The sequence below is a fragment of the Halomonas koreensis genome (assembly GCF_031451675.1).
Taxonomy (GTDB): Bacteria; Pseudomonadota; Gammaproteobacteria; order Pseudomonadales; family Halomonadaceae; genus Halomonas; species Halomonas koreensis.
Map to the genome: position 1 here is coordinate 204,728 of NZ_JARWAK010000005.1, position 13,672 is coordinate 218,399.

At 71.2% G+C, this 13,672-nt stretch carries 12 protein-coding genes; 4 read left to right on the forward strand and 8 right to left on the reverse strand.

Translation table 11 applies throughout. The features are described 5' to 3' along the window. Positions 1-464 precede the first annotated feature (464 nt). From argA to QC818_RS08200, 3 genes are all read right to left on the reverse strand, one after another. The gene (gene argA, locus QC818_RS08190; protein WP_309652351.1) at positions 465-1,778 is read right to left on the reverse strand and encodes an amino-acid N-acetyltransferase; all 1,314 of its coding nucleotides are present in this window, start codon (positions 1,776-1,778) and stop codon (positions 465-467) included. Positions 1,779-2,053: 275 nt separating this feature from the next. Beyond that, positions 2,054-3,319, reverse strand: coding sequence for an inorganic phosphate transporter (locus tag QC818_RS08195; RefSeq protein WP_309652352.1), 1,266 nt, complete (start codon positions 3,317-3,319; stop codon positions 2,054-2,056). A gap of 58 nt (positions 3,320-3,377) precedes the next feature. Further along, a complete protein-coding gene (locus QC818_RS08200; protein WP_309652353.1) occupies positions 3,378-4,058 on the reverse strand; it encodes a TIGR00153 family protein in 681 nt (226 codons plus the stop codon). Positions 4,059-4,166: 108 nt separating this feature from the next. On the opposite strand from QC818_RS08200, the gene QC818_RS08205 reads away from it, so the two are divergent. After that, entirely contained in the window at positions 4,167-5,036 is an 870-nt protein-coding gene (locus QC818_RS08205) for a CYTH domain-containing protein (protein ID WP_309652354.1), read from the forward strand. A 25-nt stretch (positions 5,037-5,061) separates the two neighbouring features. Continuing rightward, positions 5,062-5,943 (forward strand): ion transporter, encoded by an 882-nt coding sequence (locus QC818_RS08210; protein WP_309652355.1) that lies wholly within the window; start codon positions 5,062-5,064, stop codon positions 5,941-5,943. A 45-nt stretch (positions 5,944-5,988) separates the two neighbouring features. Here the strand turns inward: QC818_RS08210 and QC818_RS08215 are convergent, their stop codons facing one another. From QC818_RS08215 to QC818_RS08225, 3 genes are all read right to left on the reverse strand, one after another. Next, positions 5,989-6,765 carry a 5'-nucleotidase, lipoprotein e(P4) family gene (locus QC818_RS08215; RefSeq protein ID WP_309652356.1) on the reverse strand — a complete coding sequence of 259 codons (777 nt, stop codon included), beginning with the start codon at positions 6,763-6,765 and terminating at the stop codon, positions 5,989-5,991. A 190-nt stretch (positions 6,766-6,955) separates the two neighbouring features. Next, a complete protein-coding gene (locus QC818_RS08220; RefSeq protein WP_309652357.1) occupies positions 6,956-7,579 on the reverse strand; it encodes an L-threonylcarbamoyladenylate synthase in 624 nt (207 codons plus the stop codon). Between the two features lie 35 nt (positions 7,580-7,614). Then, complete coding sequence (locus tag QC818_RS08225) at positions 7,615-8,520, reverse strand: PHP domain-containing protein (protein ID WP_309652358.1); 906 nt, start codon at positions 8,518-8,520, stop codon at positions 7,615-7,617. A 98-nt stretch (positions 8,521-8,618) separates the two neighbouring features. Between QC818_RS08225 and QC818_RS08230 the strand changes: the two genes are divergently transcribed. Together QC818_RS08230 and mnmC are read left to right on the forward strand one after the other, a co-directional pair. Continuing rightward, positions 8,619-8,918: a YciI family protein gene (locus QC818_RS08230; protein ID WP_309652359.1), complete on the forward strand. Its 300-nt coding sequence runs from the start codon at positions 8,619-8,621 to the stop codon at positions 8,916-8,918. A 251-nt stretch (positions 8,919-9,169) separates the two neighbouring features. Continuing rightward, complete coding sequence (gene mnmC / locus QC818_RS08235; protein WP_374710064.1) at positions 9,170-11,194, forward strand: bifunctional tRNA (5-methylaminomethyl-2-thiouridine)(34)-methyltransferase MnmD/FAD-dependent 5-carboxymethylaminomethyl-2-thiouridine(34) oxidoreductase MnmC; 2,025 nt, start codon at positions 9,170-9,172, stop codon at positions 11,192-11,194. Here the strand turns inward: mnmC and QC818_RS08240 are convergent. Together QC818_RS08240 and ligA are read right to left on the reverse strand one after the other, a co-directional pair. After that, a complete protein-coding gene (locus tag QC818_RS08240) occupies positions 11,191-11,457 on the reverse strand; it encodes a YheU family protein (protein ID WP_309652367.1) in 267 nt (88 codons plus the stop codon). The two genes, mnmC and QC818_RS08240, sit on opposite strands and share 4 nt — an antisense overlap. Next, positions 11,457-13,535: an NAD-dependent DNA ligase LigA gene (gene ligA / locus QC818_RS08245; protein WP_309652360.1), complete on the reverse strand. Its 2,079-nt coding sequence runs from the start codon at positions 13,533-13,535 to the stop codon at positions 11,457-11,459. The genes QC818_RS08240 and ligA overlap by 1 nt, the downstream gene beginning before the upstream one ends. Positions 13,536-13,672: the final 137 nt, after the last annotated feature.

Below are 13,672 nucleotides of genomic sequence, written 5' to 3' on the forward strand. Positions count from 1 at the left end.
TCCCCCTGGCGGGGGAGAGGCATCCTTGCCAGGGCATCCTTGCCCTCTCGGTACACGTCCCTGACGTTGGTCGGTACCGTCTCATCGCAACCTAAAGTCACACATCGCTGGAGCAGACGCCGGTCGCCTCGAGGCCAGGGGCACAGGGCAGTGTGTTGTCGAGCCTCCCGGCGACCGGAAAAGCGATTCGAGCCGTTAGAACCGCTTCCGTTTGCTCGCCCTGACTAATGCCAGGAGCGTGCCAAAACCCATATCAATTCAATAAAAACAGATAGTTAAATAATAAGGCGAAGGCCAAGGAGGCGTCGAGGCGCCAACGCCGCCGCCCCACGGCGCCGATTTCGTCGCCGATCGACGACAGCCGCCGCACCCAGATAGAGAAAACGCTTTCATAACAGAAGGTTGGAGCGTCGCCATGCGGCGACAGCCGGCGCGCCGGACGATGCCGAACGGCGACGCCCGGCTCAGGCGATGGGCTTGACCAGGATCTTCGACTGGCGAGCGTGGTTGTAGGTGTCGCGCTTGAGGGGGGGCAGGTCGTCGATCGCGGCCAGGCGAAAGCCGTGTTCGAAGAACCAGTGGGCGGTATGGGTGGTCAGCGCGAACAGGGCCGAGAGCCCCCGCCCCCGGGCACGGCGCTCGACCTCGCCCAGCAGGCGGTCGCCCCGGGCGCCGCCGCGGTAGTCGCCATGCACGGCCACGCAGGCCAGCTCGCCCATGCGGGCCTCGCCGAAGGTGTGCAGGGCGGCGCAGCCGATCACCATGCCGTCCCGCTCGATGACCACATAGTCGTCGATCTCGTACTCCAGGCGCTCCCGGGATCGGGGCACCAGCATGCCGCGGCGCTCCAGGGGCTCGAGCAGCTCCAGCAGCCCGCCCACGTCGCCGATCTCGGCCCGGCGCAGCTGCTCGTAGCGGTGCTGGGTGATCATGGTGCCCACGCCGTCGCGGGTGAACAGCTCCCCCAGCAGGGCGTCATGGTCCTGCCAAGACAGCAGATGGGTGCGCGCCACGCCGTGGCGGGCGGCGGCGCAGGCCGCGCCCAGGTGGCGCGCCAGCTCGCTGCCCGGCTCGGCCTCGGCCAGCCGCGGCTCGGCCTCGGCCGGCGCCAGCTGGCGCTGCAGGCGCCCGGCCTCGTCGAGCAGGCCGCAGGCCTCGCCCAGCAGGATCAGCTTGTCGGCCTCGAGCGCCGTGGCGGTGTGCCGGGCCACCTCGGCGGCGTCCAGGTCGAAGACCTCGCCGGTGCTGGAGTAGCCCAGCGGGGGCAGCAGCACCAGCGAGCCCTGATCCAGCAGGCCGCGAATGGCCGTGTCACGGACGCGGCGCACCTCGCCGCTGCGATCGAAGTCGACGCCGTCGCGCACGCCCAGCGGCTTGGCCATCACCAGGTTGCCGGACACCACCGTCATCTCCACGCCGTGCAGGGGCGTGTTGGGCAGGCCCAGCGACAGCCGCGCCTCCAGCCACAGGCGCTGCTCGGCGGCGATGCGCTCCACGCGGCTCATGATCGCCTCGTCGGCCACCCAGCGCCCCTGATGGCGGCGCGGGGCGATGCCGTCCGCGGCCATGACGCCCTGGACCTGGGGCCGAATGCCCAGCACCACCACCAGGCGCACGCCCAGGGTGTGCAGCAGCGCCAGGTCCTGGATGAGCTGCTCCCCTCGCCCCTCGCTCACGGCGTCGCCCTCGATCAGGATGACGAAGGTGCGTCCCCGATGGGCGTTGATATACGGGGAGGAGTTGCGAAACCAGTCGACGAAGGGAAAACGTGTGTCCAAGGCCGCGCTCCGGCAGCGAGTGGGAAAGGTCGGATGAGATCGACTATATCAGACGGACGAAAACGGCGGCACTCCCGAGGGGGGAAAGGCGTGAGGAAGCGAGGGGCGAGGGGCGAGGGGCGAGGGGCGAGGGGCGGCCACCATTGAATGCCACCCCGACAGTTCGGTTCACGGGAGGGTGTGTGCCAGCCCGTCCAGGCAAGCGGGAGCCTGCCTGGACAGCGAGCACTCGAGGCATCGGGCTTGTTCACCTCGAACCTCGAACCTCGTCCCTCTTATCCGAACATCCCCTTGAACATGAAGAAGAACATGATCGCCAGGCCGGCGCCGGCCGGCAGGGTGATCAGCCAGGACATCACGATGGTGCCGATGACCCGCAGGTTCAGCGCCGCCATGCCCCGGGCCAGGCCCACGCCGAGCACCGCGCCGACCAGGGTCTGGGTGGTGGAGATCGGCAGGCCGGTGCCGGAGGCCAGCACCACCGTGGTGGCGGCGGCCAGGGTGGCGGCGAAGCCGCGGCTCGGCGTCAGCTCGGTGATGCCGGTGCCCACGGTGGCGATGACCTTGTGGCCGTAGGTGACCAGGCCGATGACGATGCCGCCGCCGCCCAGCACCAGCACCCACCAGGACACCAGGGCCTCGCCGCCGATCTCGCCGCCGTTGTTGACCACGTTGATCACCGCGGCCAGCGGGCCCACGGCGTTGGCCACGTCGTTGGAGCCATGGGCGAAGGCCATGGCGCAGGCGGTGAACAGCATCAGCACGCCGAACACCCGCTCCACGCCGCCGAAGCCGAAGGCGTCGTCCTGGCGCTTCTGGGGGTCCACCCGGCGCTCGAGCAGGCCGCCCAGCAGCATCAGGCCCAGGCCCACCAGGATCGAGTAGAGCAGGCTGGCGCCGAAGCCGAGCTCCAGGCCGACATGCTTGAGGCCCTTGGTGAAGGTCACCATGGCGACGATAAAGCCGACCAGGAAGACATACATCGGCACGTAGCGCTTGGCGGCGGCGAAGGGATCCCGGCTCTCGAAGATCAGGTGCTGCACGGACTTGAACAGCATGAAGGCGATGGAGCCGGCCATCAGCGGCGAGACCACCCAGCTGGCGGCGATCTGGCCGACCTTGCTCCAGCCGATGGCCTCGAGGCCCAGGCCGGCCATGGCGAAGCCGACGATGGCGCCGACGATGGAGTGGGTGGTGGAGACCGGCCAGCCGCGCATGGAGGCGATCAGCAGCCAGGTGGCGGCGGCCAGCAGCGCCGCCAGCATGCCGTAGACCAGCAGCTGGGGGTCATCCTGCAGCAGGGCCGGGTCGATGATGCCCTTGCGGATGGTGTTGGTCACCTCGCCGCCGGCCAGCCAGGCGCCGAGGAACTCGAAGACGACGGCGATCAGGATCGCCTGCTTGATGGTGATGGCCTTGGAGCCCACCGAGGTGCCCATGGCGTTGGCCACGTCGTTGGCCCCCACGCCCCAGGCCATGAAGAGGCCGAAGGCACAGGCCAGCAGGATGAAGATGTCGCCGTGTTGCGCGATGATCGACATAGGACGGTGTCCCTTGTAGCGGTCAGAAGGTGGCGGTTGATGGGGCGGGCGATCCCGCTCAGTTGGCCGTCATGATCTGAAGGCGGCTGCCGACGCGCTCGGCGCGATCGGACAGCTCACCGACCCAGTCGATGATCTTGTAGAGGAACATCACCTCGACCGGCGGCAGGCGATCCTCCAGCTCGAAGAGCTGGCGGCGGATGGCGATCTGCTGGTCGTCGGCCTGCTGTTCCAGGACGTGCAGCTCGCGGATCATCTTCTGCATCACGTCGGAGACGTTGCGGCCGAAGCCGGACTCGAGCAGGTCCTTGAGCTCTTCCAGGGCCTCGCGGGCCTGGCCCACGCAGGCCACCGAGGTCCGCATGTAGTCGCGCATGGGCTGCGCCAGCTCCGCCGGCACCTGCATGCTGCGGCCGAGCATGATGCCGGTGATGTCGCGCGCCTTGTTGGCGATCTTGTCCTGGACGCTGATCAGGTCCAGCAGATCGGAGCGCGATACCGGCAGGAACATGGTATTGGGCAGGTTCAGGCGCAGCTCGGTCTTGAGCTCGTCGGCCTCGTGCTCGAGTCGCGTGATGGTCTCGCGATGCTCGCCGGCTTCCTGCCAGTTCCCCTGGAGGGTGGCCTCGAAGAACGGCAGCAGGGCCTCGGCGCAATCGTTGACCTTGACGATATGAGCCAGCAACGGCTGGAATGGCGAGCGACCGAACATCGCCGAGAAGGGATTGGATGTCACCATGGGGCATCTGGGCACTGGGAAATGGCGGCGACAGTATAGAGACTGGCCACGCCGCCGTCATGAAAAAATCACCTAAACGTCACGAAACCGACACGAGGCGGCCACCGAATGGCAAACGAGATCGAGCTCAAGCTGGCCCTGGGCCCCACCGGCCCCGACGCGCTGCGCCGGCACTTCCGGCTCGCCGGCCTGACACCCCGCATCTCCCGGCTGGGCAACACCTACTTCGACACCCCGGGGGGCGACCTGCAGGCCGCCCGCATGGCACTGCGCCTTCGCCACGACGACGGCCGCCTGATCCAGACCCTGAAGACCGGCGGCCAGGGCGGCGGGGGGTTGTCGACCCGCGGCGAGTGGGAGTGGGAGGTCATGGGCCCGGGACTGGACCTCGCCCGCCTGGCCGACCTGCCGCCCGTGCAGGCGCTCGGCGAGGGCGTGCTGGCCCGCCTGGCGCCGCGCTTCACCACCGACTTCGTGCGCGAGCGCTGGTGGCTGGGGGACGACGACGCGGCCATCGAGGTGGCCCTGGACCTGGGCGAGATCCGCGCCGGAGACCGCACGGTGCCGATCCGCGAGCTGGAGCTGGAGCTCAAGGACGGCGCTCCGGCGGCGGTGCAGGCGCTGGCCGAGAGCCTGGCCGCGGACGTGCCGCTGCGCCCCTCCGACACCAGCAAGGCCGCCCGGGCCGGCGCCCTGCTGGCCGACCGCTGGACGCTGCCCGAGGGCGGCCCGGCCAGCGCCTGGCTGCACCGCGCCGTGGTGGCCCTGGACGCCCTGGCCGATACCGACGACGATGGCTTCCGGGACGCCGCCCGGGAGGCCTTCCGGCGGCTGGCCGAGGACCGCGACGACGACCTCGGCGCGACGGCCGGCGAGCTGGCCCGGGCCCTGGAGGACCGTCATTGGCTGACCGAGGCCTTCGGGCGCCGCCTGCTGGCCCTGGCCGGCCGCCTGCCCGGCGCGGTCGACCTGGGCTGACCGCCCGCCTCACAAGGACACTGCCGTGAACCACCTCAAGCCTGCCGGAGAGGGCCTGCGCACCCGGGTCTTCCAGATCATCTTCGAGTCCGACACCCCGCTGGCCAAGGGCTTCGACATCGCGCTGATCGGGGCGATCCTGACCAGCGTGCTGGTGGTGATGCTGGAGAGCATCCCCGGACTGCGCGCCGACCACGGCGCCTGGTTCTACCGGCTCGAGTGGGGCTTCACGCTGCTGTTCACCCTGGAGCTGGCGGTGCGCCTCTACTGCCTGGAGCGCCCCTGGCAGTACCTGCGCAGCTTCTACGGCATCATCGACCTGGTGGCCATCCTGCCCACCTGGCTGGCGCTGGTGCTGCCCGGCGCCCAGTCGCTGGTGGTGGTGCGCCTGCTGCGTACCCTGCGCATCTTCCGGGTGCTGCGGCTGATGGAGTTCGTCGGCGAGGGGCGGCTGCTGATCGGCGCCCTAGTGCGCAGCAGCCACCAGATCTTCCTGTTCCTGTTCACCGTCTTCATGCTGGTGACCATCTTCGCCTCGCTGGTCTACCTGATCGAACCCGCCGAGGCCGGCTTCACCAGCATTCCCACCGCCATCTACTGGGCCGTGGTCACCCTGACCACGGTGGGCTACGGCGACATCACGCCGGTCACGCCGCTGGGCCAGGCCATCTCGGTGATGGTGATGCTGATCGGCTATTCGATCATCGCCGTGCCCACCGGGGTGTTCTCCGCCGAGGTGATCCGCTCGATCCGCGCCGATCGCTACTCCGATGAGGCCTGCCCCGGCTGCGGCTACGACCGCCATGAGAAGAACGCCCGCTACTGCCTGCGCTGCGGCACCTGGCTCGACGAGGACACCCCGGATCCCCGACAGGGGGACGACGACACGACGACGCCCCGGGCCTGACCCGGGGCGTCGCGGAGACGGCGGCCGCCCGGCGGCGGCGACGCCTTACTCGACCTCGAGCGGCGCGGCCCAGGCGTCCAGCTCGGCCTCGCTCCAGTCGCCGTAGGTGGCGTTGGGGAAGACGATCCAGTCCTGGCCGAAGCGCGCGCCCTGCTCCTCGACGAGGCGGCGCTGCTCGGCGAGATCGGCGTCGGCGAAGGCGCCGTCGAAGTCATGCAGCGAGTCGCCGAGCTGCATCACCAGGGTGTGGTCGGCGACCACATCGGCGCGCCGCTCGGCCTTGGCCGGCCCCAGCAGCTTGACGCTTTCCTCCGAGACCTGCGGCAGGCCCAGGGCCTCCAGGGTGGCGATGGTGTCGGCCTCGTTCTCCTGGTAGCGATCGGAGACATAGTAGATGGCCACGCCCTGGGCGTCGGCGTAATCGAGGAAGTCGGCGGCGCCGGGGATCAGCCGCGGCTCGCCCTCGCGCTCCCAGTGCTTCCAGGTATCCCAGGTGGTGTAGTCGTGGCATTCGGCCATGTCGCGCGCCAGCAGGGCGCTGTTGTCCAGCACCGTCTCGTCCAGGTCGGTGATGATGGCCAGGTCGGCATCCGCGCCGTGGGCCTCGAGCTGCTCCTCCAGCCGATAGGTGGCGAGGGCGAAGCCCTGACGCTGCAGCGCGGCGACCTCGGCGGACTGCTGCTGATAGCGCAGGCCCATGGCATAGGCGGCCTGGGCGCAGATCATGCTGTCGTCGGCGACGGCCTGGCCGGCCATCGGCAGGGCGCCGATAGCGGCGAGGACGGCGGCGCCGAGGGCGTGGCGGGAGCGTGACATCGTCATGGGGCGATCTCCTTGAGGGGGCGTTGCCGATCGGCGCGTGCCGATGGATGACGCCTTGTTATCGAAAAGGGACCAAAGGATCATATTTTATTTTTATTGGGCATTCAAATAACGATGCGGCGAGCCCGCGGCCACAAAAAAACCCCGGCCAGGCCTGTGGCCTGCCGGGGCTCGGGAGGGCTGAGGGTCCCTAGCCGGTGAAGGGGGCCGTGTCGCCGCGCCCCTCGCGCAGCAGCCGGGGCGGCAGCTCGCGCAGGTCGACCACGGTGGTGGGCTCGAGCTGGCAGGCCCCGCCGTCGATCACCAGGTCCAGGTGAGCCCCGAAGCGCGCGCGGATCTCGTCGGCGTCGGTCATCGGCAGGCTCTCCTCCACCGGGATCAGGGTCACGCTCATCAGCGGCTCGCCCAGGGCGGCCAGCAGGGCCCGGGTGATGTGGTGATCGGGCACGCGCACGCCGATCGAGCGCCGCTTGGGGTGCAGCAGCAGGCGCGGCACCTCGGTGGTGGCCTGGAGGATGAAGGTGTAGGGGCCCGGGGTGTGGGCCTTGAGCAGGCGGAAGACGTCGTTGTCGACCTTGGCATAGGTGCCGATCTCGGAGAGGTCCGAGCAGACCAGGGTGAAGTTGTGCTTGTCGTCCAGGGCGCGCAGCCACTTGATGCGCTCCACCGCCTTCTTGTCGCCCAGGTGGCAGCCCAGGGCATAGCCGGAATCGGTGGGATAGGCGATCACGCCCCCCTTGTGGATGATCTGCACCGCCCGGTCGATGAGGCGCTTCTGGGGATTCTCGGGGTGGATCTGGAAGAACTGGCTCATGGGCACTCCCTGTTCTGGGTGTTCGAAGGCGGCCCTCAGGCCGCCGGCGCCAGCCCGCACCAGGCGGCCAGGCGCGGATGGGTCCACACCGGGGCCACCGCGGTGCGCGGCACCGGACTCATGCTGCCCGGGGCGAGGTGGCCGCCGGGGAAGTGGAAGTCGCTGCCCAGCGAGGCCAGGAGCTCCCGTTCCTGGAGCTGGCGCGCCAGGTCGCGGGTGACATCGGGATTCTGGAAGCCGCTGATCAGCTCGACGGCCTGGCCGCCGGCCTCCCGGAAGTCGTCGAGCAGCAGGCCGCGCTTGCGCCGGGTCAGCTTGTGGCGCAGCGGGTGCGCCAGCGTCGCCACCCCGCCGGCGTCGAGGATCCAGGCCACCGCCTCGGACAGGTAGGGCCAGTGGGCCTTGATGTCGCCGAGCTTGCCGTTGCCGAGGTACTTGGCGAAGGCCGCGCCCATGTCGGGCACCAGCCCCGCCGCCACCAGCGCCCGGGCGAAGTCGGGGCGCCCCAGGGGGCGATCCGAGCCGGCCTGTTCCCGGGCCCGGGCCAGGGCGTCTTCCAGGCCGACCTTCTCGAGGCGCGCGGCGATGGTCGCCGCCCGGCGCTCCCGGGCCTCGGCCTGGGCGGCCAGGCCGGCCGTCAGCCGGGGGCCGGCGCCGTCGGGCAAAAGCCCCACCACATGGAGATTGATGCCGCGCCACTGGGTGGACAGCTCGGTGGCCGGCAGCACGCGCACCCCCGTCGCCTCGCCGGCCTCCAGGGCCGCCGCCACGCCGTCCATGGTGTCATGGTCGGTGAGCGCCATGTGGGTCAGGCCGCGCTCGGCGCACAGCGCCACCACCGCCTCGGGGGACAGGGCGCCGTCGGAGGCGGTGGAGTGCATGTGCAGGTCGATGGTGAGGGGCTCGCCCTCGAAGCGCACGGGGAGTGCTGTCATTGGCATGACGCCGGCAGGTGACTTTGTCAGAATAGTGACCATGGTGCTCGCCCGCCCCACCCCGGTCAACCGAGCCCACCGCCCCAGCCCGAGGACTTGCCAAGATGCTCTACGCCATCATCAGTGAAGATGTGAACGACAGCCTGGAGCGGCGCCTGGCCGCCCGCCCCGACCACCTGGCCCGACTCGAGCAGCTGCGCGACGAGGGTCGCCTGGTCATGGCCGGCCCGCATCCCGCCGTGGACAGCGAGAACCCGGGCGAGGCCGGCTTCACCGGCAGCCTGGTGATCGCCGAGTTCGACGACCTCGCCAGCGCCCAGGCCTGGGCCGACGCCGACCCCTACGTCATCGCCGGGGTCTACGCCCGGGTGACGGTCAAGCCCTTCAAGAAGGTCCTGCCCTAGGGCCCCGCGAGCGCGGGGCATGCCCCGGCGGCCTGACAGGCCCGCCCTCCTCCGCCGGCCGAACCGGACGCCGACGCGGCTCGGCGCGCGATCCGCATGCGGCCGGCCCCGAGTTATCCACCGCGGGGTTTCCCACAGCATCTGTGGATAACATTGTTGAAACGCCGCGGACCCCTTCCGCCAGCCCAGTGAGGCAGGCCCCGCGGCGCCAGCGATCAAAGATTGACCAACCTGGATTCCCGGAGCCCACCTTGACCGCCGATGACGCCCTGCCCCCGTTGGCCGGACTGGAGCCCGCCCGCCTCGACTGGCGCCCGGACGCGGCCGGCGAGTCCGCGCCCCATTCGACCGCCTTCGACGACGTCTACTTCTCGCGCCACGACGGCCGCGCCGAGACCGAGCACGTCTTCCTGGCGGCCAACCGGCTGCCCGAGCGCTTCCGGGCCTGGACCGAGGCGCGCCCCTTCGTGGTCGGTGAGACCGGCTTCGGCACCGGCCTCAACATGCTCTGCACCTGGGCCTGCTTCGACGCCCAGGCGCCGGCCGGCGCCCGGCTTCACCTGGTGTCCACCGAGAGGTATCCGCTCGCCCACGACGACCTGGCCCGGGCGCTGGCCGCCTGGCCGGACCTGGCCGACCGGGCCGCGGCGCTGCTCGCCCAGTGGCCGGAGCCGGTGGCCGGCGTGCATCGCCTGTGGCTCGACACCCGGGTGACCCTGGACCTGCACTTCGGCGACACCGAGGAACGCCTGCGACGGCTCGACGGCCGGGTCGACGCCTGGCTGCTGGACGGCTTCGCCCCGGCCAGGAACCCCGAGATGTGGCGGCCCGAGCTGTTCCAGGCCATGGCCGCGCGCTCGCGGCCCGGCGCCACCTTCGCCACCTTCACCTGCGCCGGGGTGGTCAAGCGCGGCCTCAAGGCCGCCGGGTTCGCCTGGCGCAAGGTGCCGGGCTTCGGCCGCAAGCGCGAGATGCTGGCCGGCGAGATCGCCGCGCCACCGGCGGACGAGCGCCGCCGGGCCACGCCCTGGTTCACGCCGCCCGCGCCCCGGCCGGCCCGCCGGGTGGCGGTGATCGGCGCGGGGATCGCCGGCGCGGCCACGGCGGCCGCCCTGGCCCGGCGCGGTCTCGAGGTGACGCTGCTCGACCGCCAGGGCCCCGGCGCCGGGGCCTCCGGCAACGCCCAGGGCGCCCTCTACGTCAAGCTCGCCGCCGAGACCAACCTGCAGAGCCGGGCCTACCTGGCGGGGCTGCTGTTCAGCCGCCGCTGGCTGCAGCACCTCGACCCCGAGCGGCGCCTGTGGTCGCCCTGCGGGGTGCTGCAGCTGGCCACCGACGAGCGCGAGGCGCGGCGGCAGGCGCGCTTCCTGGCCAACCACCCGCTGCCGGAGACGCTGGTGCGGCCGGTGACCGCGGAGGCCGCCAGCCGGCTGGCCGGGCTGACGCTGGCACACGGCGGCCTGGACTATCCGCTGGCGGGCTGGGTGCGCCCGGATGCCCTGTGCCGCCGGCTGGCGGAGACCGAGGGCGTGCGCCTGCGCCTCGGCGAGGTCTGCGGGCTGGCGCCCGCCGGGGACGGCTGGCGCCTCGAGGTGGCGGACGAGACCGGCACCCAGGGGCTCGACGTCGACCAGGTGGTGATCGCCGCGGCGACCGGCGCGGCCGACCTCGCCCCGGCCGACGCCCTGCCCCTGCAGGCGGTCCGCGGCCAGGTCTCGCGGCTGGCCCTGCCCGAAGGCGCGCCCGCCCCGGCCCGGGTGGTGTGCGCCGGTGGCTACGTGATGCCGCCGCTGGACGGCACCCTGACCTTCGGCGCCAGCTTCGTGCCCCACGAACGCGACGCCGAGGTGCGCGAGGCGGATCACCGCGCCAACCTGGCGGAGCTCGAGCGCACCCTGCCGGGCTATGCCGCCGCCCTGGCCGAACGGGGCGCGGACCTCGCCCCGTCGCGCCTCGCCGGTCGCGCCGCGGTGCGCGCCGCCAGCCCCGACAAGACGCCCTATGCCGGCCCGGTGCCCGATGCCGAGGCCTGGCGGCGCGACTACGCGGCGCTGGCCAAGGACGCCACCCGGGTGCCGGCGATCCCCGGCCGCCATCATCCCGGGCTGTGGATCAACGCCGCCCACGGTTCCCGGGGGCTGGCCAGCGCGCCGCTGTGCGCCGAGCTGCTGGCCTCGCGGATCTGCGACGAGCCCCTGCCGCTGGAACTGCCGCTGGTCGACCACCTGCATCCCGGGCGCCGGCTGATCCGCGACCTGATCCGCGGCGGCGGCTAGCCTTCCTCGTCGTCGGCCAGGTCGCGGCCGAAGGCCCGCCACTGGGCCAGGGTCATCACCTCGGTGGTCTCGGTGCGCAGGTCATGGGCGATGATCAGCTCGCCGCGCTCCAGCTGGCGCTTGAGCTCGGCGACCCAGCCGCCCATGCCCTCGCCGGTGTCGGTGGTGTCATAGCCCTGGCGGGTGACGAAGGCCTCCAGCAGGCCGTCCAGCGTCTCCCCCGGCAGCATGCGATAGGGCACCTCGATAAAGCGATCGCCCATCATGCGTCGTCCTCCTGCATGGCCTGTGGCGTCTGGCCGCTTTCCCAGCTCGCCAGGCGCTCGATGAAGGTCGCCTCGTCGATGACCTCGACGCCGAGCTGCTCGGCCTTGGTCAGCTTGCTGCCGGCGGCCTCGCCGGCCACCAGGCAGGCGGTCTTCTTCGAGACGCTGCCCGACACCTTGGCGCCCAGCGCCTGCAGGCGCGCCTTGCCCTGGTCCCGGGTCATGCTCTCCAGGGTGCCGGTCAGCACCCAGGTCTGGCCCGCCAGCGGGGTGGGGCCGGCCTCGACCTCGGCCTCCTCCCAGCGAACCCCGGCCTCGATCAGCGCCTGGATCGTCTCGCGGTTGTGCGGCTGGCGGAAGAAGGTGTGCAGGTGGGCGGCGACGATCGGTCCCACGTCGTCCACCGCCTCCAGCGCCTCGCGCTCGGCGCCCATCAGCGCCTCCAGGGTGCCGAAGTGGCGAGCCAGGTTGGCGGCGGTGGCCTCGCCCACCTCGCGGATGCCCAGGGCATAGATGAAGCGCGCCAGGGTCGTCGCCTTGGCCTTCTCCAGGGCCGCCACCAGGTTCTCCGAGGACTTCTGCCCCATGCGCGGCAGCTCGGCGAGGCGCTCGGCCTCGAGGGCGAACAGGTCCGCCGGGGTCTTGACCCAGTCGCGCTCGACGAGCCCGTCGATCAGCTTCTCGCCCAGCCCCTCGATGTCCAGCGCCCGGCGGCTGGCGAAGTGCTTGAGCGCCTCCTTGCGCTGGGCCGCGCAGTAGAGCCCGCCGGAGCAGCGCGCCACGGCCTCGTCCTCCAGACGCTCGATCTGCGAGTCGCAGACCGGACAGCGCTCCGGAAAGACGATCTCCCGGGCATCGTCGGGACGCTCGTCGAGCTGGACGCGCACCACCTGGGGGATGACGTCGCCGGCGCGGCGGATGGCCACGGTGTCGCCGATCTTCACGCCGAGCCGCTCGATCTCGTCGGCGTTGTGCAGGGTGGCGTTGGAGACCGTGACGCCGGCCACCGAGACCGGCTCGAGGCGCGCCACCGGGGTGATGGCGCCGGTGCGGCCGACCTGGAACTCGACGTCATTGAGCCGGGTGACCTGCTCCTGGGCGGGGAACTTGAAGGCGATCGCCCAGCGCGGCGCCCGGGCCACGAAGCCCAGCTCCCGTTGCAGGCGCAGGTCGTCGACCTTGATCACCGCGCCGTCGATGTCATAGCCCAGCGCGTCGCGCTTCTCACCCAGCCGCCGGCAGTAGTCGATCACCCCCTCGGCGCCCGACACCACCTCGAGTTCGGCATTGACCCGGAACCCCCACTCGCGCAGCAACGCCATCTGCTCGCTATGGGTCGGGATATCGATGTCGGCGAGGCTCGCCATGTCCTGGCGGACCAGCTGGTAGGCGGTGAACTCCAGCGGCCGGGTGGCGGTGACGCGCGGATCCAGCTGGCGCAGGCTGCCGGCGGCGGCGTTGCGGGGGTTGGCGAAGACCTTGGTGTCGGCTTCCCGGGCCCGGGCGTTCATGGCCTCGAACTCGGCGTGGCGCATGGTGACCTCGCCGCGCACCTCCAGCCGATCCGGCCATGCCGTCCCGCGCAGGCTCAGGGGAACCGACTTCAGGGTCTTGAGGTTGGAGGTGATGCCCTCGCCGGTGCGGCCGTCGCCCCGGGTCACGCCGGCGGCCAGCCGGCCCCGCTCGTAGACCAGCGACACCGCCGCGCCGTCGAGCTTGGGCTCGCAGCAGAAGGCCAGGCCGTCGGCATCGGCCTCCAGGCGGTCGGCCACCCGCTTGACGAAGGCCGAAAGCTCATCCTCGTCGAAGGCGTTGTCCAGCGACAGCATGGGCACCGCATGGGCCACCTCGGGAAACCCCTCGGCGGGGGCGGCGCCGACCCGCTGGGTCGGCGAGTCGGGGGTCACCAGCTCGGGATGGGCGGCCTCGAGCTCCTGCAGGCGGCGCAGCCGACGATCGTAGTCGGCGTCGGTCATGCGCGGCTCGTCCAGCACGTAGTAGCGGTAGTTGGCGTCCTCGAGTTCGGCGCGCAGACGCGCCGCCTCGTCCTGAATCGATGGGTCGGGCTGGGTCATGGGGAAGTCTGTGTCTCGATCTATAGCGATGGCTTCGAAGCTCGAAGCTCGAAGCTCGAAGCTCGAAGCTCGAAGCTCGAAGCTCGAAGCTCGAAGCTCGAAGCTCGAAGCTCGAAGCTCGAAGCTCGAAGCTCGAA